At 69.1% G+C, this 20,025-nt stretch carries 20 protein-coding genes; 18 read left to right on the forward strand and 2 right to left on the reverse strand.

Annotation, left to right across the window (positions count from 1 at the left end):
• Positions 1-34 precede the first annotated feature (34 nt).
• The 8 genes from PGB26_RS09575 to ndk all read left to right on the forward strand — a co-directional run bounded on the left by PGB26_RS09575 (position 35) and on the right by ndk (position 9,355).
• Positions 35-1,762, forward strand: coding sequence for a carbon starvation CstA family protein (locus PGB26_RS09575; RefSeq protein WP_271637396.1), 1,728 nt, complete (start codon positions 35-37; stop codon positions 1,760-1,762).
• Between the two features lie 3 nt (positions 1,763-1,765).
• Positions 1,766-2,050 (forward strand): cory-CC-star protein, encoded by a 285-nt coding sequence (locus PGB26_RS09580; protein ID WP_271637397.1) that lies wholly within the window; start codon positions 1,766-1,768, stop codon positions 2,048-2,050.
• Entirely contained in the window at positions 2,041-3,015 is a 975-nt protein-coding gene (locus tag PGB26_RS09585) for an ArsA family ATPase (protein ID WP_271637398.1), read from the forward strand. The genes PGB26_RS09580 and PGB26_RS09585 overlap by 10 nt, the downstream gene beginning before the upstream one ends.
• Before the next feature lie 165 nt (positions 3,016-3,180).
• On the forward strand, positions 3,181-3,489 hold the full coding sequence (locus PGB26_RS09590) for a hypothetical protein (RefSeq protein ID WP_271637399.1): 309 nt from the start codon (positions 3,181-3,183) through the stop codon (positions 3,487-3,489).
• Positions 3,490-3,746: 257 nt separating this feature from the next.
• Complete coding sequence (gene ileS, locus PGB26_RS09595) at positions 3,747-7,184, forward strand: isoleucine--tRNA ligase (RefSeq protein WP_271637400.1); 3,438 nt, start codon at positions 3,747-3,749, stop codon at positions 7,182-7,184.
• Positions 7,181-8,533 carry a bifunctional folylpolyglutamate synthase/dihydrofolate synthase gene (locus PGB26_RS09600; RefSeq protein ID WP_271637401.1) on the forward strand — a complete coding sequence of 451 codons (1,353 nt, stop codon included), beginning with the start codon at positions 7,181-7,183 and terminating at the stop codon, positions 8,531-8,533. Before ileS ends, PGB26_RS09600 begins: the two co-directional genes overlap by 4 nt.
• Positions 8,530-8,937, forward strand: coding sequence for a DUF4233 domain-containing protein (locus tag PGB26_RS09605; RefSeq protein ID WP_271637402.1), 408 nt, complete (start codon positions 8,530-8,532; stop codon positions 8,935-8,937). Before PGB26_RS09600 ends, PGB26_RS09605 begins: the two co-directional genes overlap by 4 nt.
• 1 nt (position 8,938) lies before the next feature.
• On the forward strand, positions 8,939-9,355 hold the full coding sequence (gene ndk, locus PGB26_RS09610; protein ID WP_271637403.1) for a nucleoside-diphosphate kinase: 417 nt from the start codon (positions 8,939-8,941) through the stop codon (positions 9,353-9,355).
• A gap of 72 nt (positions 9,356-9,427) precedes the next feature.
• Here ndk and PGB26_RS09615 read toward each other — a convergent pair whose 3' ends face one another.
• Entirely contained in the window at positions 9,428-10,039 is a 612-nt protein-coding gene (locus tag PGB26_RS09615; protein WP_271637404.1) for a vitamin K epoxide reductase family protein, read from the reverse strand.
• 268 nt (positions 10,040-10,307) lie between these two features.
• Between PGB26_RS09615 and PGB26_RS09620 the strand changes: the two genes are divergently transcribed.
• Positions 10,308-12,821 carry an Rne/Rng family ribonuclease gene (locus PGB26_RS09620; RefSeq protein ID WP_271637405.1) on the forward strand — a complete coding sequence of 838 codons (2,514 nt, stop codon included), beginning with the start codon at positions 10,308-10,310 and terminating at the stop codon, positions 12,819-12,821.
• On the opposite strand, the gene PGB26_RS09625 is transcribed toward PGB26_RS09620, so the two are convergent.
• Positions 12,786-13,052 carry a DUF4031 domain-containing protein gene (locus PGB26_RS09625; protein WP_271637406.1) on the reverse strand — a complete coding sequence of 89 codons (267 nt, stop codon included), beginning with the start codon at positions 13,050-13,052 and terminating at the stop codon, positions 12,786-12,788. The two genes, PGB26_RS09620 and PGB26_RS09625, sit on opposite strands and share 36 nt — an antisense overlap.
• A gap of 212 nt (positions 13,053-13,264) precedes the next feature.
• Between PGB26_RS09625 and rplU the strand changes: the two genes are divergently transcribed.
• From rplU to rsfS, 9 genes are all read left to right on the forward strand, one after another.
• Positions 13,265-13,573 (forward strand): 50S ribosomal protein L21, encoded by a 309-nt coding sequence (gene rplU, locus PGB26_RS09630; RefSeq protein WP_271637407.1) that lies wholly within the window; start codon positions 13,265-13,267, stop codon positions 13,571-13,573.
• 20 nt (positions 13,574-13,593) lie between these two features.
• Positions 13,594-13,851, forward strand: coding sequence for a 50S ribosomal protein L27 (gene rpmA / locus PGB26_RS09635; RefSeq protein ID WP_099196843.1), 258 nt, complete (start codon positions 13,594-13,596; stop codon positions 13,849-13,851).
• Between the two features lie 94 nt (positions 13,852-13,945).
• On the forward strand, positions 13,946-15,442 hold the full coding sequence (gene obgE / locus PGB26_RS09640; RefSeq protein ID WP_271637408.1) for a GTPase ObgE: 1,497 nt from the start codon (positions 13,946-13,948) through the stop codon (positions 15,440-15,442).
• A complete protein-coding gene (gene proB, locus PGB26_RS09645; RefSeq protein ID WP_271637409.1) occupies positions 15,439-16,227 on the forward strand; it encodes a glutamate 5-kinase in 789 nt (262 codons plus the stop codon). Before obgE ends, proB begins: the two co-directional genes overlap by 4 nt.
• 54 nt (positions 16,228-16,281) lie before the next feature.
• Positions 16,282-17,559 (forward strand): glutamate-5-semialdehyde dehydrogenase, encoded by a 1,278-nt coding sequence (locus PGB26_RS09650; RefSeq protein ID WP_271637410.1) that lies wholly within the window; start codon positions 16,282-16,284, stop codon positions 17,557-17,559.
• A gap of 49 nt (positions 17,560-17,608) precedes the next feature.
• Positions 17,609-17,821 carry a hypothetical protein gene (locus PGB26_RS09655; protein WP_271637411.1) on the forward strand — a complete coding sequence of 71 codons (213 nt, stop codon included), beginning with the start codon at positions 17,609-17,611 and terminating at the stop codon, positions 17,819-17,821.
• A gap of 6 nt (positions 17,822-17,827) precedes the next feature.
• Positions 17,828-18,430, forward strand: coding sequence for a nicotinate-nucleotide adenylyltransferase (gene nadD / locus PGB26_RS09660; RefSeq protein WP_271637412.1), 603 nt, complete (start codon positions 17,828-17,830; stop codon positions 18,428-18,430).
• The gene (locus PGB26_RS09665) at positions 18,427-19,620 is read left to right on the forward strand and encodes a hypothetical protein (protein ID WP_271637413.1); all 1,194 of its coding nucleotides are present in this window, start codon (positions 18,427-18,429) and stop codon (positions 19,618-19,620) included. Before nadD ends, PGB26_RS09665 begins: the two co-directional genes overlap by 4 nt.
• Positions 19,620-19,997 carry a ribosome silencing factor gene (rsfS, locus tag PGB26_RS09670; protein WP_271637414.1) on the forward strand — a complete coding sequence of 126 codons (378 nt, stop codon included), beginning with the start codon at positions 19,620-19,622 and terminating at the stop codon, positions 19,995-19,997. The genes PGB26_RS09665 and rsfS overlap by 1 nt, the downstream gene beginning before the upstream one ends.
• Positions 19,998-20,025 lie beyond the last annotated feature (28 nt).

Consider the following 20,025-nt stretch of genomic DNA (forward strand, 5'->3'; position numbering starts at 1 on the left):
CGACGACGAAGCCCTGCCGAAAGGAAGCGCCGCAATGACTCCCGTTCTTCTCATGCTCATCGGATTGGCGATCTTCGCCGTCGGATACCTGTTCTACTCGCGGTACCTGGCCAATCGGGTCTACCGCCTCGACGCGTCTTTCGCGACCCCCGCTCACGAGCTCAACGACGGCGTGGATTACGTGCCGACGAACAAGTTCATCCTCTGGGGGCACCACTTCACCTCGGTCGCCGGCGCGGCGCCCATCGTGGGGCCCGCCATCGCGGTGATCTGGGGATGGGTTCCGGCCTTCCTCTGGGTCACGCTCGGCACGGTGTTCTTCGCCGGCATGCACGACCTCGGAGCGCTGTGGGCCTCGACCCGCAACAAGGGCCGATCGATCGGCGCCCTGTCGGCGCGCTACATCGGCAAGCGTGGCGCCGGCCTGTTCCTCGTCGTGATCTTCCTGCTGCTGCTCATGGTGATCGCCGCCTTCGCGGTCGTCATCAAGAACCTGCTGATCTCCACACCCAGTGCGGTGATCCCCACCTGGGGAGCGATCGTGGTCGCACTGCTCGTCGGCATCGCCGTGTATCGCCTGCGCTGGCCGCTGCTGCCCGTGACCGTCGTCGGCGTCGCCACGCTGTATGGGCTGATCGTGCTCGGCGACCAGATGCCGGTCGTGCTGCCGGACGACTTCCTCGGCATGGGGCCTGCGACCTTCTGGATCCTCGCGCTGTTCGTCTACGGAGCCATCGCCTCGCTGCTGCCGGTGTGGGTGCTGCTGCAGCCGCGTGACTACATCAACGGCGTGCAGCTCTTCGTCGGGCTGATCCTGCTGTTCGGGTCGGTGCTCACCGCGACGCTCTTCTCGGGGGCCGCACCCGAGATCGTCGCGCCCGCGATCAACACCGCCGTTCCCGAGGGGACGCCGAGCATGGTTCCCCTGCTGTTCGTCACCATCGCGTGCGGTGCGATCTCGGGATTCCACGGCATGGTCTCGTCCGGCACGAGCTCGAAGCAGCTCGACAAGGAGACCGACGCCCGGTTCGTCGGCTACTTCGGCGCGGTGGGCGAGGGGCTGCTGTCGCTCGGAACGATCCTCGCGGTGATCGCAGGGTTCCGCACGGTCGCCGAGTGGGACGAGGTGTACAGCGCGTTCGGCGCGGGCGGCGTCGGAGCCTTCGTGACCGGTGGCGGTGCGCTGATGCAGGCGGGCATCGGGCTGCCCGCCTCGCTCAGCGCCACGGTGCTCGCCACCATGGCGGTGCTGTTCGCGGCGACGACCATGGATACCGGCATGCGCCTGCTGCGCTTGGTCGTACAGGAGATCGGCGACTCGGTGAAGCTGCGGATCACGAAGGTGCCCGCGACGATTGTCGTCGTCGTGGTCGGTCTCGGGCTCACCTTCTCGCAGGGCCTCGGCGGCGACGGCGGTCTTCGCATCTGGCCCCTGTTCGGAACGACGAACCAGCTGATGGCCTCGCTGACCCTGTCGATCATCGCGGTCATGCTCATCCGCAAGCGCCGCAACCCTCTGCCGGCGCTGATCCCGCTGGTGATCGTCTTCGTGCTGTCGTTCTGGGCGGCGATCGAGCAGCTCGCGTCGTTCGCCGACCCTGCGAAGGCGGACTGGCTGCTGTTCGCGCTGGATGTCATCATCATCGCCTCGAGCGTCTGGGTCGCCGTGGAGGCTGTGCTCGCGATGCGTCGGGCCGCGCGGGAGGAACCCGAGCACGAGGATGAGGACGCCCGGCTCGAGGCGGTTCGCGAGGAGGTCTGATCGATGAGTCGCACCGAGGCGGCCCGGCGCCTGCGCCGGCGCTGGGCCGCCTTCCGGCGGGGGCTGGCGGAGTACTACGCCGGCCCCTATCGGCAGATGCTCGCCCGCGAGCAGCGCGATGAGGACGACCTGTTCACCCTGATCGTGCTCGGCGAGGCGCTCGGTGTTCCCGACCCGGCGGCGTACTACAGCGTCGAGCTCATGCCCCTCGTCGCCGATGACTTCCACCGCTGGCACCGACGGATGGGCATGCCGCGATCACCCCTGGATCACGTCTCGTGCTGCTAGACGCTTTTCGGCGCCCCCTGCTGTTCGTGGGCGGCAAGGGCGGCGTAGGCAAGACGTCTCTGGCATCCGCGCTCGCCGTCGCACGCGCCCGCACTGGTGAGCGCGTGCTGGTGGTCTCGACAGACCCGGCCCACAACCTCGGGCATCTGTGGCGCATCGAGGCGGGCGACGCCCCGGTGAGGTTGGGGCGATTCGGTGGCGGAGTCGTCGACGGGGTCGAGATCGACCCGCAAGCCACGATCGACAGGCACCTGGCCGCGGTCGAGGGCACGATGCTGTCGATGCTGCCCGAACGGCAGCACGGCCCTGCGCACACGCATCTCGAGCGCGCACGCCATGCACCGGGCAGTCACGAGTCGGCGGTGCTGGAGCGCATCGCGGAGTTCGTGGAGGCCGGACGCACCGACTACGACGCCGTCATCTTCGACACCGCTCCATCGGGACACACACTGAGGCTGCTGGCTCTGCCGGGACAGCTCGCGGGGTGGACGGAGACGCTGCTGCGCAATCGCGACCGCTCCGAGCGATTCTCGGCAGCCATGCGTGGGCTGACGGGCGCGCCGGATGCCCAGGCCGAGGCTCAGTCCGATCTCCGCCGCGCCCTGCAGCGACGACGCGACCGCTTCGCGGCGATGCAGCAGGCCGTCGCGGACCCGGCGCAGTGCGGGTTCGCGGTCGTGTTCACCGCCGAGGCCCTTCCCGTCGCCGAGACGCTCGAGGTGGTGGCGAACCTGCGGGGAATGGGCGTCGCCGTCGGCGCACTGATCGCCAACCGGCGCTCGCCCGCCGATGCCGGCGAGCTGCTGGCGGCACGTCGCACCGTCGAGGACGCGCACCTCCGGCATGTGCGAGATGCCGTGCCCGATGCCGCGGTGATCGAGATCCCGCTGATCGCCGGGGAGCTGACGGGCGTCCAGGCGCTCGTGGCCCTCGCCGACACGCTGGTTGAGGCCGAGCGGATCTGAAGCACTTCGGATCCGAGACCGATTGCCTGCGACCATCCGTCAGATGTATCTTCAGCGCATGGCGCGACCTGGGCGGCCGGCTCAGCTGGAGGCGGGGATGATCGACCGGCGGGCCCGGCGCTCGCCGCTCGCCCGTCGGCGACCAGACCGGGGACGGAAGATGAGATGACGGAAGACCAGCGGACCAGTCCCATCGAGTGGATGCGGCGGAACAGCCGTCCGCTCGGCGCAGCGGGCGCGGTCATCGCGACAGGAATGAGCGCACTGTGGGTCGTTGTCGTCCCGGGCAAGGCCGACACCGTCTCAGGTGTGCACGAGATGGCCATCCGATGGGGACACCCGGTGTGCTGGGCGCTGCTTGCGATCGTCGGCATCCTCGTCGCGGTCGCCGCGCCGAAGCGCATCCGCGACGTGGTCGCGCTGCTGGCGGCCGCCAGCTACGCGGCCTTCGTCGTCGGGATGCTCTGGCCCTGACGACGCCGGATCCGTATACGGCATGCGGGTGCGCGAGACGCGGCGGGACGCGTAGAATGGGCGCACAAGCTGTGATCCGGCCATCACCGGGGAGCTCTCGGAAGAAAGGTCGTCAGACCGACTAGAACCGAGCGGGGCAGGCCCGTCATCGCCGCAGTGAGAGCGGCTTCGTGAGAAGCACGCAGGGTGGTACCGCGGTCCGTGCACGCACGGGTCGTCCCTGCAGCAGCATCCGCCCACGACCACTGCGAGAGACGATGACCTATCCGCGCCCTTCACTTCGACTCGCTGACGCCCGCTCAGGGGAGGCGACAAGCTCTTCGACCGGCTCAGCGCAGGCACCAGGGACCGAATCCGCCTTCGGTCCTGCCGCCGTCACCCCGAGCCCGCGCTTTCCCGAGATCGAGCGCGAGGTGCTCGACTTCTGGAAGACAGACGACACCTTCCGCGCCTCGATCGCGCAGCGCGAGGGCGCCGACGAGTGGGTCTTCTACGACGGCCCGCCCTTCGCCAACGGCCTGCCGCACTACGGGCACCTGCTCACCGGCTACGCGAAGGACGTCTTCCCGCGTTTTCAGACGATGATCGGCAAGAAGGTCGATCGCGTCTTCGGGTGGGACACGCACGGTCTTCCCGCCGAACTCGAGGCGATGAAGCAGCTCGGCATCACCGAGAAGAGCGAGATCGAGCAGATGGGCATCGACGTCTTCAACGCGAAGGCGCGCGACTCGGTGCTCACCTACACCCGCGAGTGGCAGGACTACGTGACCCGCCAGGCCCGCTGGGTCGACTTCGAGCGCGGCTACAAGACCCTCGATCTCGGCTACATGGAGAGCGTGCTCTGGGCGTTCAAGACGCTCTACGACAAGGGCCTCGCCTACGAGGGCTACCGTGTGCTGCCGTACTGCTGGCGCGACGAGACCCCGCTGTCGGCGCATGAGCTGCGCATGGACGACGACGTCTACAAGGACCGCCAGGACCCCTCGGTCACCGTGACCTTCCCCCTGGTGGGCGCCAAGGCCGAGACGCTCGGCCTCACCGCCGTCCGCGCCCTCGCCTGGACGACCACCCCGTGGACCCTCCCCACCAACCTCGCCCTCGTCGTCGGCCCCGACATCGAGTACGTGGTGCTGCCCGGCGGACCGAACGGCGCCGCCGACATCGTGCCGGGCGACGACCCGGCCGAGAGCGATGCGCATCGCTACATGCTCGCCCGCGACCTGCTCGGCGGCTACGCCAAGGATCTGGGATACGAGTCAGCAGACGACGCGCTCGCCGCCGTGCAGCAGACCGTGCTCGGCGCGGAGCTGGCCGACGTCGCATACGACAGGCTCTTCGACTACTACGCGGATGCCGAGATCTGGGGCACCGAGAACGCCTGGCGCATCCTCGTCGACGACTACGTGACCACCACCGACGGCACCGGCATCGTGCACCAGGCGCCGGCCTACGGTGAGGACGACCAGCGGGTGACGAACGCCGCCGGCATCCCGACGATCATCTCGCTCGACGACGGCGGGCGGTTTCTGCCGTCGGTCACCGATGTCGCCGGTGAGCTGTGGATGGACGCGAACACGCCGCTCATCCGCCTGCTGCGCGCGGCGGGACGGATGCTGCGCGAGCAGAGCTACGTGCACTCCTACCCGCACTGCTGGCGCTGCCGGAACCCGCTGATCTACAAGGCGGTGTCGAGCTGGTTCATCCGCGTCACCGAGATCAAGGACGATCTGCTCGCCAACAACGAGCAGATCACCTGGGTGCCCGAGAACGTCAAGCACGGCCAGTTCGGCAAGTGGCTCGAGGGCGCCCGCGACTGGTCGATCAGCCGCAACCGCTACTGGGGCTCACCTATCCCGATCTGGAAGAGCGACGACCCCGAGCACCCGCGCGTCGATGCCTACGGATCCCTCGAAGAGCTCGAGCGCGACTTCGGCACGCTGCCGCGAAACCCCGAGGGCGAGGTAGACCTGCACCGCCCGTACATCGACGACCTCACGCGTCCCAACCCGGACGACCCGACCGGGCGCAGCACGATGCGCCGCATCGAGGACGTCTTCGACGTGTGGTTCGACTCGGGATCGATGCCGTACGCGCAGGTGCACTACCCGTTCGAGAACCAGGAGTGGTTCGACTCGCACTCGCCGGCCGACTTCATCGTCGAGTACATCGGGCAGACCCGCGGCTGGTTCTATGTGATGCACGTGCTCTCGACCGCGCTGTTCAACCGCCCGGCGTTCACCGGCGTGAGCTGCCACGGCATCGTGCTCGGCAGCGACGGCTACAAGATGTCGAAGTCGCTGCGCAACTACCCGGACGTCAGCGAGGTGCTCGACCGGGACGGGTCGGATGCCATGCGCTGGTTCCTCATGTCGAGCTCGGTGCTGCGCGGCGGCAACCTGGCCGTCACCGAGGAGGGCATCCGCGCCGGGGTGCGCGAGTTCATCCTGCCACTGTGGAACTCGTGGTACTTCTTCGCGACCTACGCCAATGCTTCGGGTGACGGTGGATACGAGGCGTCGTGGCGCACCGACTCGACCGACGTGCTCGACCGGTACATCCTCGCCCGTCTCGGCGACCTCGTACGCGAGGTGCGCGCCGACCTCGAGGGGCTCGACTCGACGACGGCATCGGCACGCCTGCGCGACTTCGCCGAGGTGCTCACCAACTGGTACATCCGGCGCTCCCGCGACCGCTTCTGGGAGGGCGCCGGCGACGACCCGAAGAGCCGTGAGGCCTTCGACACGCTCTACACGGTGCTCGAGACGCTGACGCGCGTCGCGGCTCCGCTCGTGCCGCTGATCGGCGAGCGCGTGTGGCAGGGCCTGACCGGCGGGCGCAGCGTGCACCTGACCGACTGGCCGGATGCGGACGCGTTCCCCGCTGCGGATGAGGTGCGTGACGCCATGGACGCGGTCCGCGAGCTCTCCAGCGTCGGCAACGCGCTGCGCAAGAAGGAGAAGCTGCGCGTGCGACTGCCGCTCGCCCGCCTCACGGTCGTGTCGCCGCTCGCGGCGGACCTCGCCCAGTTCGAGGGCATCCTGCGAGAAGAGCTCAACGTGAAGTCGGTCGAGCTGGTGCAGCTCGCCGAGACGACGGCATCCGAGTACGGCATCACCCACCGCCTCAGCGTCAACGCCCGCGCCGCGGGACCGCGCCTGGGCAAGGAGGTGCAGAGGGTCATCCGCGCGGCGAAGGACGGCTTCTGGGCCGAGGAGGGCGGGGTGGTGACCGCCGACGGCATCGCTCTCGAGCCGCACGAGTACGACCTGGTGCTCGAGACCGCAGGGCGCCCGGAAGGCGAGGCCCTCGCCCTGGTGCCCGGCGGCGGGTTCATGCTGCTCGACACCGTGACCACGCCGGAGCTCGAGGCCGAGGGGATGGCGCGGGATGCGATCCGCGTCGTGCAGGAGGCTCGCAAGAACGCCGGTCTCGACGTGAGCGACCGCATCGTGCTCGCTCTGAACGTCTCCGCGGCGGACGCGGAGGCTCTCCGTCAGCACGCCGACCTGATCGCCGGCGAGACGCTCGCGGTCGGATTCGCGGTGCAGCCCACCGACGAGATCGAGCAGGTGGCCGAAAGCCTGGGCAGTCCCGGTGACGGCGTGTTCCGCACCAGCGCCAAGGCGCTGGGATCGCAGAAGGCGACGATCATCGTCACGATCGATTCGAACGTCGCCCAGGAGGCAGCGCGATGAGCGACACCCAGCGGGCCGACGTCGTCTACGAAAAGCTGCTCGAGCGGGCGGGGGAGCGGTGGGTTCAGCCGCGCAAGGAGCGGGTCGCCCGCATCCTGACCCTGCTCGACGATCCGCAGCGCACCTACCGCGTCGTGCACATCACCGGCACGAACGGCAAGACCTCGACTGCGCGCATGATCGAGAGCCTGCTGCGCTCGCACGGGCTGCGCACCGGCCTGTTCACCAGCCCGCACCTCAAGCGCTTCACCGAGCGGATCATGATCGACGGCGAGCCGATCGCCGATGGAGCTGTGGCGGACGCCTGGGATGAGATCGAGCCGTTCGTCGACATCGTCGACGCCGAGCTGGAGGCTGCGGGAGACGCGCCGCTGACGTTCTTCGAGCTGCTCACGGTGCTCGCCTTCGTCGCCGCGTCGGACGCGCCGGTCGACGTGCTCGTGCTGGAAGTGGGAATGGGCGGGTCGTGGGACTCGACCAACACCGCCGACGGCGACGTCGCGGTCTTCGCGCCGATCGACATGGATCACGCAGACCGTCTCGGCGCCACGGTCGAGGCCATCGCCGAGGTGAAAGCCGGGATCATCAAAGACGGCGCCGCCGTCGTCTCGGCGGAGCAGAAGCCCGAGGTCGCGGCGGTGCTGCGCCGCGTCGCAAGCGAGAAGGATGCGACGATCGCGTTCGAGGGCGAGGATTTCGGACTCAGCGATCAGAAGCTCGCCGTCGGTGGTCAGCTGATCGGCATCCGCGGACTGGCCGGCGATTACGTCGACGAGTACCTCCCGTTGTACGGCGCGCACCAGGGGCACAACGCCGCCCTCGCCGTCGCCGCGGTCGAGTCGCTGATCGGCGGGGCATCGCAGCGCATCGTCGGCGACATCCTCGCCGACGGGCTGCAGAACGCGACATCTCCGGGGCGCCTGCAGCTGGTCGGCATCGCGCCGACTGTGGTCGTGGATGCCGCGCACAACCCGCACGGCGCCGCAGCGCTGGCGCGCTCGCTCGATGACAGCTTCGACTTCGACGAATGGGGGCTCGTGCTCGGCGTGTTCGCCGACAAGGACGCTGACGGCATCGTCGATCAGCTGCTCCCGCAGGTCGCCGAGGTGTTCGCGACAGCTCCCGATTCCGATCGCGCGGCGGATGCGGATGCCATCGCCGACCTCGTCGAGGAGCGCGGCCGCCGCGCGAGCGTGCATCCGACCCTCGCCGACGCCGTCGATGCGGCCCGGGAGTGGGCGGCCTCGGCCGACCGTCGCGCCGTGGTGATCGCAGGCTCGATCGTGCTGGCGGGCGAGGCCCTGCTGCTCTCGGAGGAGGAGGACTGGAAGTCGGGGTGGCGCGCATGACCGCCCGCGCCGCACGACCCGTCCGCGCGCCCCGCACCCTGGTGCAGAAGCTCGGGGCGATCGTTCTCGGATTCGAGGCGATCGGCGCCCTGCTCGCGGGGCTCGTGATCTTCGGGCTCAAGGCACTGCCCGCGGGCATGCCGCCTTGGTGGGGGATCGTGGCAGGTGCGGTCGTCGCGATCGCGCTCGTCGCGGTCGCCGGCGCCATCGCGAAGCCGTGGGCCGTCCCCGCCGGGTGGGCGCTGCAGGTCGTCATCGCGCTCGGCGCGCTGCTCGTGCCCGCGATCGCGTTCGTCGTGCTGATTTTCGGCGGCATGTGGGCGTATGCGACGATCGGTGGGGCCCGCATCGACCGACAGCGGCCGACGGGCCCGCCGGCAGAACCTCACACAGAGAGCGAATGACATGGCCACTGAAGAAACCCTCGTCCTCGTCAAGCCCGATGGCGTCGCCCGCGGCCTGACCGGCAGCATCCTCGCCCGCATCGAGGCGAAGGGCTACTCGCTCGTCGACCTGCGCCTGGTCGAGCCCGACCGAGACCGGCTCGCCGCGCACTACGCCGAGCACGAGGGCAAGCCGTTCTACGAGCCCCTGCTCGAGTTCATGATGTCGGGCCCGTCGGTGGCCATCCGCCTCGCGGGGAACCGCGTCATCGAGGGGTTCCGCTCGCTCGCGGGAACCACCGATCCGACCACTGCAGCCCCCGGCACCATCCGCGGCGACTTCGGCCGCGACTGGGGCCTGAAGGTGCAGCAGAACCTCGTGCACGGCTCCGACAGCCCGGAGTCCGCGGCACGCGAGCTCGGCATCTGGTTCGACTGACGTCGACACGGATGAAGGGAGGGGCACCGGCCGGTGCCCCTCCCTTCATCGTCGTCAGCGGATCAGGTGGGGTCAGAAGACCATGTCGATGACCTCGCCCAGCAGGTCGAGCCCGGCGAGCTGCGCCATCGCGATGACGATCGCGTAGGCGAGGATCGTCGCCAGCGGCACCCACACCATGAGTCGCCCGGCGCGCTCACGCGCCGCCGCGGATCGACCGAGGGTGCCGTTGCGCACGAGATGCAGCGCGGTCGCGAAGAAGGTCGGGATGGTCACCGCCCAGGTCGCCATGCACCATGGGCACAGGGTGTGCAGGTTGTAGATGCTCTGACCGATCAGCCAGCACACGAAGATGAAGGCGCCGAGCACGCCGACGCCGAACAGGCCCCAGAACCAGCGGGGGAACCGCACTCCTGCGAGCACGGCGACACCCACCACGAGCACCGCCATCCATGCGGTGACTCCTATCAGCGGATTGGGGAAGCCGAAGACCGCCCCCTGCCACGATCCGAGGTTCTTGTCGCACTGCAGCATGACGCTCACGTAGCAGCTCGACGTCTCGCCCGGATTCTCGAGCACGTAGAACTTCTCGATCGTGAGTTGGAACGCTGCCCACCATCCGAGTATCGCGGCGACGACGAGCCAGATTCCGTAGCCGACATGGCGGGTGCGCGCGGTGGTCATAGCGCTGATTATCCCAGCGGCGGCTATGCCGCTCGGGTGAATCGCGGCGCGCGAGCCGAATGCGGTTCCGCTGTCGGGGCGCGGTAGTGCGATAATGACTGAGGACGACGTCGCGCTCACGTGCGACCGAATCGACAAGACTTCGGGGTCATGTGCCCCAGGCGGTCGGGCCGCAGAGCCGACCTCCAGCCGATCGAGTTCGCGGCCGCTGTTTCGCCGCACGAGTTTTCGCGGCGCACGCAGTGCCCGCGCAGGGAGCTAGCCAGAGATGGCCGATGAGAACGATGACAAGAACACCCCCACCCTCGACGAGACGCCGGCGCAGCCGGTAGTCGAGAGCGTCGCGCCCGCGGAGACGGCTCCGTCCGTCGCGGCTGACCAGCCCGGCGAGGCTGATCAGCCGGTCGCAGCTGACCAGCTCGTCGCAGCCGACCCACCCGTCGCGCCTGACCAGCCCGCCGCGGCTGACCAGCCCGTCGCCGTGGAGCAGGACGCCGCCGCGGATCAGGATGCCGCGCAGCAGCCCCGCGATGACCAGCCGAGCGCTGACCAGCCGAGCGCTCAGCTGCCGAGTACCCAGTCAGCGAGCGCCGAATCCGCGAGTGCCGAGCAGCCCGCAGCGCCGGCATCCACGTCCGCCGACGCGGCCGAGGCCGCCCAGCCGGCCGAGCCCGCCCAGCCGGCTGAGCCCGAGGCGCCGAAGCCCGTCACCGCGGTGAGCCTGGGCCTCCTGCCCGAGGTGTTCGTCTCGAAGGTGTCGACCCAGCTGCACTTCTACGCACCCGAGATCGTCCCGCTGCCCGCGCGCGGCAGCCGCGACGACGACGAGGGTGACGATCGCGACAGCGCGTTCCGTCGGGGACGCGGCCGCCGCCGCGGCGAGAGCGACGAGACCCGTGACGAGCCGCGTCAGCGTCAGCGTCACGTCGAGTACATCACCGAACCGAAGGCTATCAAGGGCTCTACGCGACTCGAGGCCAAGAAGCAGCGTCGCCGCGACGGCCGCGATGCAGGCCGTCGCCGCCCGGTGGTGACCGAGGCCGAGTTCCTCGCCCGCCGCGAGTCCGTCGACCGCATGATGGTCGTGCGGTCCAAGAACGGCCGCACGCAGATCGGCGTGCTGGAAGACGACGTGCTCGTCGAGCACTACGTGGCCCGCAACCAGGATGCCTCGCTGATCGGCAACGTCTACCTCGGTCGCGTGCAGAACGTGCTGCCCAGCATGGAAGCCGCGTTCGTCGACATCGGCCGCGGCCGCAACGCCGTGCTGTACTCCGGAGAGGTCGACTGGGACGGCGTCGAGACCGGGAATCAGCCCCGTCGCATCGAACTGGCGCTCAAGGCCGGCGACCGGGTGCTCGTGCAGGTCACGAAAGACCCCGTGGGGCACAAGGGCGCCCGTCTGACGAGCCAGATCTCGCTCCCCGGGCGCTACCTCGTGTACGTGCCCGGCGGGTCGATGAACGGCATCTCGCGCAAGCTCCCCGACAACGAGCGCGCCCGCCTCAAGCGCATCCTGAAAGAGGTGCTGCCGGAATCGTCCGGGGTGATCGTGCGCACTGCCGCCGAGGGCGCCACCGAAGAGCAGCTGACCCGCGACGTGCAGCGTCTCACCTCGCAGTGGGAGCACATCCAGAAGCAGGTGCAGACGCAGCAGGCCCCGGCGCTGCTGCACGCCGAGCCCGACCTCCTGGTCAAGATCGTGCGCGACGTCTTCAACGAAGACTTCACCCGCATGACCATCCAGGGCGACGACGCCCAGCGCACCATCCGCGCGTACCTCGAGAGCGTCGCACCCGACCTGCTCGAGCGGGTCGAGACGTACACCGACGATGTCGATCCGTTCGACGCGTACCGGATCACCGAGCAGATCGAGAAGGCGCTCGACCGCAAGGTGTGGCTTCCCTCCGGCGGCTCGCTGGTGATCGACCGCACCGAGGCGATGACGGTCGTCGACGTCAACACCGGCAAGTTCGTCGGCTCGGGCGGCAACCTCGAAGAGACCGTCACCAAGAACAACCTCGAGGCCGCCGAGGAGATCGTCCGGCAGCTGCGTCTGCGCGACATCGGCGGCATCATCGTGGTCGACTTCATCGACATGGTGCTCGAGTCCAACCGCGATCTCGTGCTGCGCCGCCTGGTGGAGTGCCTGAGCCGCGACCGCACCAAGCACCAGGTCGCCGAGGTGACCTCGCTCGGACTCGTGCAGATGACCCGCAAGAAGCTCGGCCTTGGCCTGCTCGAGACCTTCAGCGAGGCGTGCGACGTCTGTGCGGGTCGAGGAGTGATCGTGCACCACGACCCCGTCGTCAAGCACCGCAGCAGCAGCAGCAGTGGATCGAACGGCGGCGGACAGAACCGCCGGTCGCGCGGCGGACAGCAGCAGCACTCCGCTTCCGCAGGGGAGAAGCAGGCGTCCGCCAACGGCGGCACCCACAGCATCACCGAGGTCGCGAAATCGGCCCTGGCGGCCATTGCCGCGTCGACTATCGTCGTCAACGGCGAAACCGCGCCGGACCAGCCGACGACCGACGAGCAGTCGGCACCGGAGACGCCCGCGCAGAACGAGCGCCCGAAGAAGCGCAAGAAGCGCGGAGGCGAGCGCAAGGGCGGACCGAAGACGCAGACCGAGCAGCTGCTCGACTCCGTGCTCGATGCTCTTCCCGAGCCGAAGGCGCCCGGTCAGGGCCGCAACCGGCGACGGGTCACCACCGCCATGCTGACACCGAACTCATCTTCCGGGGGATCAGCGCCGGTCGCGGGCTCGGACCCGCAGCCCTGATCGGATCAGCCGCCTGGTGAGCTCCTTGCCGCCCACGTGCACCGCACCGGCGGCGAGGAGTCTCGGCAGCGCGTCCTCGGGCACGTCGTAGTGGTCGCGGTCGAAGGCGCGGGCCGGGATGCCGTGCTGCGCCGCGAACGCATGCAGCTCTGCGAGGTCCGAGTCGCTGACGAGATGCGCCCACATCCTGCCGTGAGCAGGCCAGATGGCGTCGTCGACGAGAACGGTCATGACGAGATCCTAGACGTGACACGCGACCGGCCCCGCTTTGCGGCATCGGCGATGATCCGGTAAAGTTGTCCTTTGGTGCGAGACCCCTGACGGCTTTGCCGATCGCAGGAGAAGTCTTGCGTCCGCATCCGTCGCCCCGGGCGATGTACGCAAGCAACAGTCTTCCCGTGAGATTCCCGGAGCGATCCGCTCCCCAACGAAACAGGTATGAAGTGGTTTACGCAGTAGTGCGCGCCGGTGGCCGGCAGGAGAAGGTCGAGGTCGGCACGATCGTTCAGCTCGACCGTGTTCAGGCTGCCCAGGGCGAGAACATCGAGCTTCCCGCCGTGCTTCTCGTCGATGGTGCCTCTGTGACCACCGACGCCGACAAGCTGGCGCAGGTCAAGGTCACGGCTGAGGTTCTCGGCAACCTCCGCGGACCGAAGATCGTCATCCAGAAGTACAAGAACAAGACCGGCTACAAGAAGCGCCAGGGCCACCGTCAGGAGCTCACGCGCGTCAAGATCACCGGCATCAAGTAAGCACGGAAGAGGCTCAGGACATGGCACATAAGAAGGGCGCGAGCTCGACCCGCAACGGTCGTGACTCCAACGCACAGCGACTCGGCGTGAAGCGCTTCGGCGGTCAGACCGTCAACGCCGGCGAGATCCTCGTCCGTCAGCGCGGCACGCACTTCCACCCCGGCGCAGGCGTCGGCCGTGGCGGCGACGACACGCTGTTCGCTCTCGAGGCGGGCGCTGTCGAGTTCGGCACCAAGGGCGGCCGCAAGGTCGTCAACATCGTCGCAGCCGCTCAGTAAGAGCAGCAGACTTCCTGGACGGGGCGGGCTTCGGCTCGCCCCGTCTTCGTATCCCAGCCCTTCATGGGCTCAGGGACCCAGTTCAAGGAGTGACATGGTCACCTTCGTCGACACCGTCACGCTGCATCTGCGCGCCGGCAGGGGCGGCAACGGCTGCGTCTCGGTGCATCGCGAGAAGTTCAAGCCGCTCGGCGGCCCGGACGGCGGCAAGGGCGGCGACGGAGGCGACATCATCCTCGTCGCCGACCCGCAGGTGACGACGCTGCTGTCGTACCACCATTCGCCGCACCGCACGGGCGGCAACGGCGGCTTCGGCATGGGCGATCACCGCTCCGGGTACGACGGGGAGTCCTTGGAGCTTCCGGTGCCCGTCGGCACCGTGGTGAAGAGCGTCGACGGCGATGTGCTGCACGACATGATCATCCCCGGCGAGAAGTACGTGGTCGCCGAGGGCGGCCGCGGCGGGCTCGGCAACGCGGCACTCGCCTCGCCCAAGCGCAAGGCTCCCGGCTTCGCACTGCTCGGCACGCCCGGCCAGGAGTGCTCGGTCGTGCTCGAGCTGAAGACCGTCGCCGATGTGGCGCTCGTCGGCTACCCGTCCGCGGGGAAGTCGAGCCTGATCGCGGCGCTGTCGGCGGCACGGCCGAAGATCGCCGATTACCCGTTCACCACCCTGCATCCGAATCTCGGCGTCGTGCAGGCCGGCGACAGCCGGTACACGGTCGCCGACGTGCCAGGCCTGATCGAGGGCGCAAGCGAGGGCAAGGGACTGGGACTCGAGTTCCTCCGTCACGTCGAACGGTGCAGCGCGCTGCTGCACGTGCTCGACTGCGCGACGCTCGAGCCGGGACGCGATCCTCTCTCCGACCTCGACGTGATCCTGGCCGAGCTGGCGGCCTACGAGGTCCCGGAGGGCCAGACGCCGCTGCTCGAGCGCCCACAGCTGGTGGCGCTGAACAAGGTCGACGTGCCCGAGGCGCGTGAGCTCGCCGAGATGGTCCGACCCGACATCGAGGCGCGCGGGTTCCGCGTCTTCGAGATCTCGACGGTGGCCCGTGAGGGGCTGCGCGCGCTGAGCTTCGCCCTGGCCGAGCTCGTCGACCAGCACCGCGCGGAGGTCGCCGTCGAGGTTCCGCGCGAACGCGTCGTCATCCGTCCGAAGGGCGCCAGGGAGGAGTTCTCGATCCGCGTCGAGGGCGGCACCTACGGCAACGTCTACCGGGTGCTCGGCGAGAAGCCCGTGCGCTGGGTGCAGCAGACCGACTTCCAGAACGAGGAGGCGGTCGGCTATCTCGGCGATCGTCTCGAGCGGCTCGGCGTCGAGGACGCCCTGTTCAAGGCCGGCGCCGTCGCCGGCGCGACCGTCATGATCGGCACCGGCGACAACAGCGTCGTGTTCGACTGGGAGCCGTCGATCGCCTCGACCGCCGAGCTGATGTCGCCGCGCGGCACCGACATCCGCATCGGCGGCTCGAACCGGCGCACCACCGCCGAGCGCCGCGAGCAGTACCACGAGATGATGGATGCCAGGGCGGCCGCCCGCGCCGAGCTCGAGGAGCAGCGCCTCGCCTCCCGCGAGGACGAGGAATGACCGCTCGCAGCCGTGACGAGCTCGCGACCGCGAGCCGCATCGTCGTCAAAGTCGGCTCCTCGTCGATCAGCGGCGAATCGTCGTGGCGCATCCCGATGATCGTCCAGGCGCTGGCGTCGGCGCACCGTCGCGGTGCGGAGATCATCCTCGTCTCGTCCGGGGCGATCGCCACGGGCATCCCGTACCTCGCCCTCGACTCGCGCCCGACCGACCTGGCCACGCAGCAGGCTGCGGCAGCCGTGGGGCAGAACGTGCTCGTCTTCCGCTATCAGGAGGCGCTGCGCCCGTTCGGCATCGTCGCCGGCCAGGTGCTGCTGACGACCGGAGACCTCGAGAACCCGACCTCGCGCAGCAACGCGAGCCGGGCGATGGACCGGCTGCTGTCGCTGCGGATCCTGCCGATCGTCAACGAGAACGACACCGTCGCCACGCAGGAGATCCGCTTCGGTGACAACGACCGGCTCGCGGCGCTGGTCGCGCAGCTCGTCGGCGCCGATGCGCTCGTGCTGCTCAGTGACGTGGAGTCGCTGTACACCAAGCCGCCGACGGATCCCCGTGCGGTGCCGATCGAAGAGATCCCGGCAGATGCCGATCTGCGCGGTCTCGAGTTCGGCGCCTCGGTCGTGAACAGCGTCGGCACCGGGGGAGCGGCCACCAAGGTCTCGGCCGCGCGCATGGCCGCGGCCTCTGGGATCGGGGTGCTGGTGACCAGCGCCGATCTGGTCGGCAAGGCCCTGGAGGGCGAGCGGATCGGCACGTGGTTCGCCCCCTCGATCGCAGGCTGACGCACCGGTGTCACGGCGGCACCGGTCGCACCCGGGCGTCGATACACTGACCCGATGAGCACATCCCTCGTCTCCGACGCCCCGGCGGACACCGCACAGGATCGCCTGGTGCGCGCCAAGGAGGCCTCCCGCTCGATCGCGCGGCTGACCAGTGCCGACAAGGCGCGTCTGCTCGAGGCGATCGCCGAGGCCATCGGGTCGAGCGCCACACGGATCGTCGAGGCCAACGCCCTCGACATCGAGCGCGGTCGGGTGGATGCCATCGGCGATGCGCTCATCGACAGGCTTCGCCTGGATGAGCGGCGCGTGGCGGCACTGGCATCCGCGGTCCGCGATGTCGCGACACTGCCCGACCCGATCGGGCAGGTCATCGGCGGTCACCGGATGCCGAACGGCGTCGCACTCGAGCAGGTTCGGGTTCCCTTCGGCGTCGTCGGCGCGATCTACGAGGCCAGGCCCAATGTCACGGTCGACATCGCGACACTCGCGCTGCGCGCGGGCAACGCGGTGGTGCTCCGCGGCGGCAGCGCCGCGCGCGAGTCCAACACGGTTCTGGTCGCGGTGATGCGACAGGCCCTGGCGGATCTGGGGCACGATCCCGAGGCGATCCAGAGCGTCGATGACTTCGGTCGCGAGGGCGCGAAGGCGATGATGCATGCCCGCGGCCTGATCGACGTGCTCGTGCCGCGCGGCAGTGCGTCGCTCATCGAGACCGTCGTCACCGAGTCCACGGTGCCGGTCATCGAGACCGGCGCGGGCGTGGTGCACATCGTGATCGACGAGTCGGCGCCGATGGATTGGGCGCGCGACATCGTGCTGAACGCCAAGGTGCAGCGCCCGAGCGTGTGCAACGCCGTCGAGACCGTGCTGGTGCACCGGCAGGCGGCGCCTCAGCTGATCCCCGTCATCGCGAGCGCGCTGCTCAGCGAGGGCGTGGCCATCCACGGAGACGACATGGTCGCAGGGCTCGTGGCGGGAACCATCCCCGCCACCGAGGAGGACTGGGCGGCCGAGTACCTGGGGCTGGAGATCGCGATCAAGGTCGTCGACGACCTCGATGAGGCGCTGGCGCACATCCGCCGGTACAGCACGGGGCACACCGAGTCGATCATCACCACCGATTCGCGCAACGCCGAGCGGTTCCTCGCCGAAGTCGATTCCGCCGTCGTGATGGTGAACGCCTCGACGCGCTTCACCGACGGGGCGGAGTTCGGGTTCGGCGCCGAGGTCGGCATCTCCACCCAGAAGCTGCATGCCCGCGGGCCGATGGGGCTGGGGGAGCTGACGAGCACGAAGTGGCTCGCGCGCGGGTCCGGCCAGACGCGCGGGTGAGGACTAGAATGGACAGGCGTTTGCTTGCCATGTCAGGAACGGAGTCAGGATGAACCTCGTCGCACAGATCGCGATGGCCGCAGCCGAGACGGAGCACCACGGCAACGTGGCGGCTGAGACCTTCATCTTCGGCGTCATCGCCGCGATCGTCTTCGCCGCGATGGGCCTGGTGACCCTGTCGTTCCGCAACGTCGCGAATCGCCACGAGGCCAAGGCCGAGGCGTACGCCCTGAAGCACGGCAAGGACGGCCACGGCCACTAGGACCGCATGCACGATTCCAGCGCTCGGGCACCGCGCATCGGCGTGATGGGTGGCACGTTCGACCCCATCCACCACGGTCACCTGGTCGCGGCGAGCGAGGTGGCGCACTCGTTCGGTCTCGACGAGGTCGTCTTCGTGCCGACCGGTCAGCCCTGGCAGAAGCAGAACGTGTCGCCGAGCGAGCACCGCTATCTGATGACCGTGATCGCGACGGCTTCGAACCCCGATTTCACCGTGAGCCGCGTCGACATCGATCGAGACGGGCCTACGTACACGATCGACACGCTGCGCGATCTGAAGGCGCAGCGTCCGGACGCCGAGCTGTTCTTCATCACGGGCGCCGATGCCGTGGCGCAGATTCTCAGCTGGAGAGACCATGATGAACTGTGGGATCTCGCCCACTTCGTCGCCGTCTCGCGGCCGGGCCACGTGCTGAGCACGGACGGACTGCCCACCGACGACGTGAGTCAGCTCGAAGTGCCGGCGCTGTCGATCTCGTCGACGAACTGCCGAGAGCGAGTCGCCGACGGTCAGCCGGTCTGGTACCTCGTGCCGGATGGCGTGGTCCAGTACATCGCGAAGCATCATCTGTATCGGAGCAAGGCATGAGCACTGAAGAGGACGGGCATACCCTCACGCGCAGGCAGCTGCGTGAGCTCCGCCTGACCGGCTCGACACCGGTCGTCAGCGGCGAGGAGGCTGCCGCCGCTCAGGCGGCGCAGACCGATAAGTCGCATGGCGGACGCATCGATGCCGCCTCGGCCGACGACGTCGACCGATCCACCGACTCCGCCGCCGATCGATCCGTCGGCGCCGACTCCGCCGGCTCGAGCGAGGCAGCGCCGGTCTCTTCGGATGCGACGCCCTCGGCCGCGCCCCTCACGCGCCGCGCAGCTCGCGCACAGGAGCGCGCTCGCACCGGGCCTGTGCCCGTCACCCCGCCCCAGCAGCAGAGCCCCGAGGACGTGCCGGTCGCAGCACCGCAGGCCGTCGAAGAGCCGGTCGAGGACGCGATCGTCGTCGAAGAGCCGGTCGTGGAAGAGCCTGTCGTGGACGCGATCGTCGTCGAAGAGTCGGCCGCCGAAGAATCGGCCGTCGAAGAGCCGGTCGTCGAGAAGCTGATCGTCGACGTGCCCGTGGCCGCCGCACCTGCCGCAGCGGTGCGCGAGGGCGAGGCCGGCTCGGTGTTCGCGCCGCAGGCGGCCCAGACTGATCCCTCGAATCTCTCGACCCCGTCGCATGCTGACACCGAAGACGACACCGCCGGAGAAGACACCGCAGCGGCCGATTCCGAGCCCGAGCGCCCGATGGTCGGCGCGGCCTTCGGCATCGGGGTCAAGAGATCTCCCTCCGGCCCCGGCATCCCCACGGCATTCGACGATCTGCTCGAAACCGGCTCGGCCGGCTCGCACAAGACTGCGAGCACACTGATCTTCACGCCGTCGCCGGGCGCCGGTTCGCTCTCCGGTCCCGTCGCCTCGACCGGCGAGTTGCTGATCACCGGCACCTACGCGCTGCCGGACGGCATGGGCTCCCAGGGCCACGCGCTCGGCACCACCGACGGCAAGGACATCGACGCCGTGCTCATCGACGGCGAACTCGCGCCGGCGTCGTCGCCGACGCCGATCGCCGCCAGCTCGGCGATCAGCACCTCCAAGCCCGCCGGAGAGGTCATCCGGCCCCCCGTGCCCGACAAGGGCAGCAAGCTCACTCTCACCCTCGCGATCGTCGCGGGAGGTCTCGCGCTCGCGTTGGCCGCAGCGCTGATCATCGCCTTCACCACAGGAGTCCTCGGTTGATGCAATCCCCTGACACCGCCGCAGAGATGCTGCAGATCGCCGCTCGCGCCGCGGAAGCCAAGGGCGGCGAGGATCTCATCGCCCTGAACGTCTCCGAGCCGCTGCCGCTCGTCGACATCTTCCTTCTGGTGACCGGAAACAGCGAGCGCAACGTGGCCGCCATCGCCGATGAGATCGAGGATCAGCTTCTCGAAGCGGGGCACCGCCGCGTGCGTCGTGAGGGCCGCGCCGAGTCGCGTTGGGTGCTGCTCGACTTCGGAGACCTCGTCGTGCACGTGTTCCACTCCGAGGAGCGGGTCTACTACGGTCTCGAGCGGCTGTGGAAGGACTGCCCGGTCGTCCCCATCGACGCGCCGGCGCCCGCCGCGGGGGAGTGACCCCGCGGCCGGCGTTCGGCGACTGATC

The sequence above is a fragment of the Microbacterium sp. nov. GSS16 genome (genome assembly GCF_028198145.1).
GTDB lineage: Bacteria > Actinomycetota > Actinomycetes > Actinomycetales > Microbacteriaceae > Microbacterium.

Excerpts from the sequence above, each read along its gene's own strand:
- PGB26_RS09615 (WP_271637404.1), bottom strand. The coding sequence starts at position 10,039 with ATGACCACCGCGCGCACCCGCCATGTCGGCTACGGAATCTGGCTCGTC.
- ndk (WP_271637403.1), top strand. The coding sequence starts at position 8,939 with ATGGCCACTGAAGAAACCCTCGTCCTCGTCAAGCCCGATGGCGTCGCC.
- PGB26_RS09605 (WP_271637402.1), top strand. The coding sequence starts at position 8,530 with ATGACCGCCCGCGCCGCACGACCCGTCCGCGCGCCCCGCACCCTGGTG.
- PGB26_RS09665 (WP_271637413.1), top strand. The coding sequence starts at position 18,427 with ATGAGCACTGAAGAGGACGGGCATACCCTCACGCGCAGGCAGCTGCGT.
- proB (WP_271637409.1), top strand. The coding sequence starts at position 15,439 with ATGACCGCTCGCAGCCGTGACGAGCTCGCGACCGCGAGCCGCATCGTC.
- PGB26_RS09620 (WP_271637405.1), top strand. The coding sequence starts at position 10,308 with ATGGCCGATGAGAACGATGACAAGAACACCCCCACCCTCGACGAGACG.
- nadD (WP_271637412.1), top strand. The coding sequence starts at position 17,828 with ATGCACGATTCCAGCGCTCGGGCACCGCGCATCGGCGTGATGGGTGGC.
- ileS (WP_271637400.1), top strand. The coding sequence starts at position 3,747 with ATGACCTATCCGCGCCCTTCACTTCGACTCGCTGACGCCCGCTCAGGG.
- PGB26_RS09575 (WP_271637396.1), top strand. The coding sequence starts at position 35 with ATGACTCCCGTTCTTCTCATGCTCATCGGATTGGCGATCTTCGCCGTC.
- PGB26_RS09625 (WP_271637406.1), bottom strand. The coding sequence starts at position 13,052 with ATGACCGTTCTCGTCGACGACGCCATCTGGCCTGCTCACGGCAGGATG.
- PGB26_RS09580 (WP_271637397.1), top strand. The coding sequence starts at position 1,766 with ATGAGTCGCACCGAGGCGGCCCGGCGCCTGCGCCGGCGCTGGGCCGCC.
- PGB26_RS09655 (WP_271637411.1), top strand. The coding sequence starts at position 17,609 with ATGAACCTCGTCGCACAGATCGCGATGGCCGCAGCCGAGACGGAGCAC.
- rpmA (WP_099196843.1), top strand. The coding sequence starts at position 13,594 with ATGGCACATAAGAAGGGCGCGAGCTCGACCCGCAACGGTCGTGACTCC.
- PGB26_RS09590 (WP_271637399.1), top strand. The coding sequence starts at position 3,181 with ATGACGGAAGACCAGCGGACCAGTCCCATCGAGTGGATGCGGCGGAAC.
- rsfS (WP_271637414.1), top strand. The coding sequence starts at position 19,620 with ATGCAATCCCCTGACACCGCCGCAGAGATGCTGCAGATCGCCGCTCGC.
- PGB26_RS09600 (WP_271637401.1), top strand. The coding sequence starts at position 7,181 with ATGAGCGACACCCAGCGGGCCGACGTCGTCTACGAAAAGCTGCTCGAG.
- obgE (WP_271637408.1), top strand. The coding sequence starts at position 13,946 with ATGGTCACCTTCGTCGACACCGTCACGCTGCATCTGCGCGCCGGCAGG.
- PGB26_RS09650 (WP_271637410.1), top strand. The coding sequence starts at position 16,282 with ATGAGCACATCCCTCGTCTCCGACGCCCCGGCGGACACCGCACAGGAT.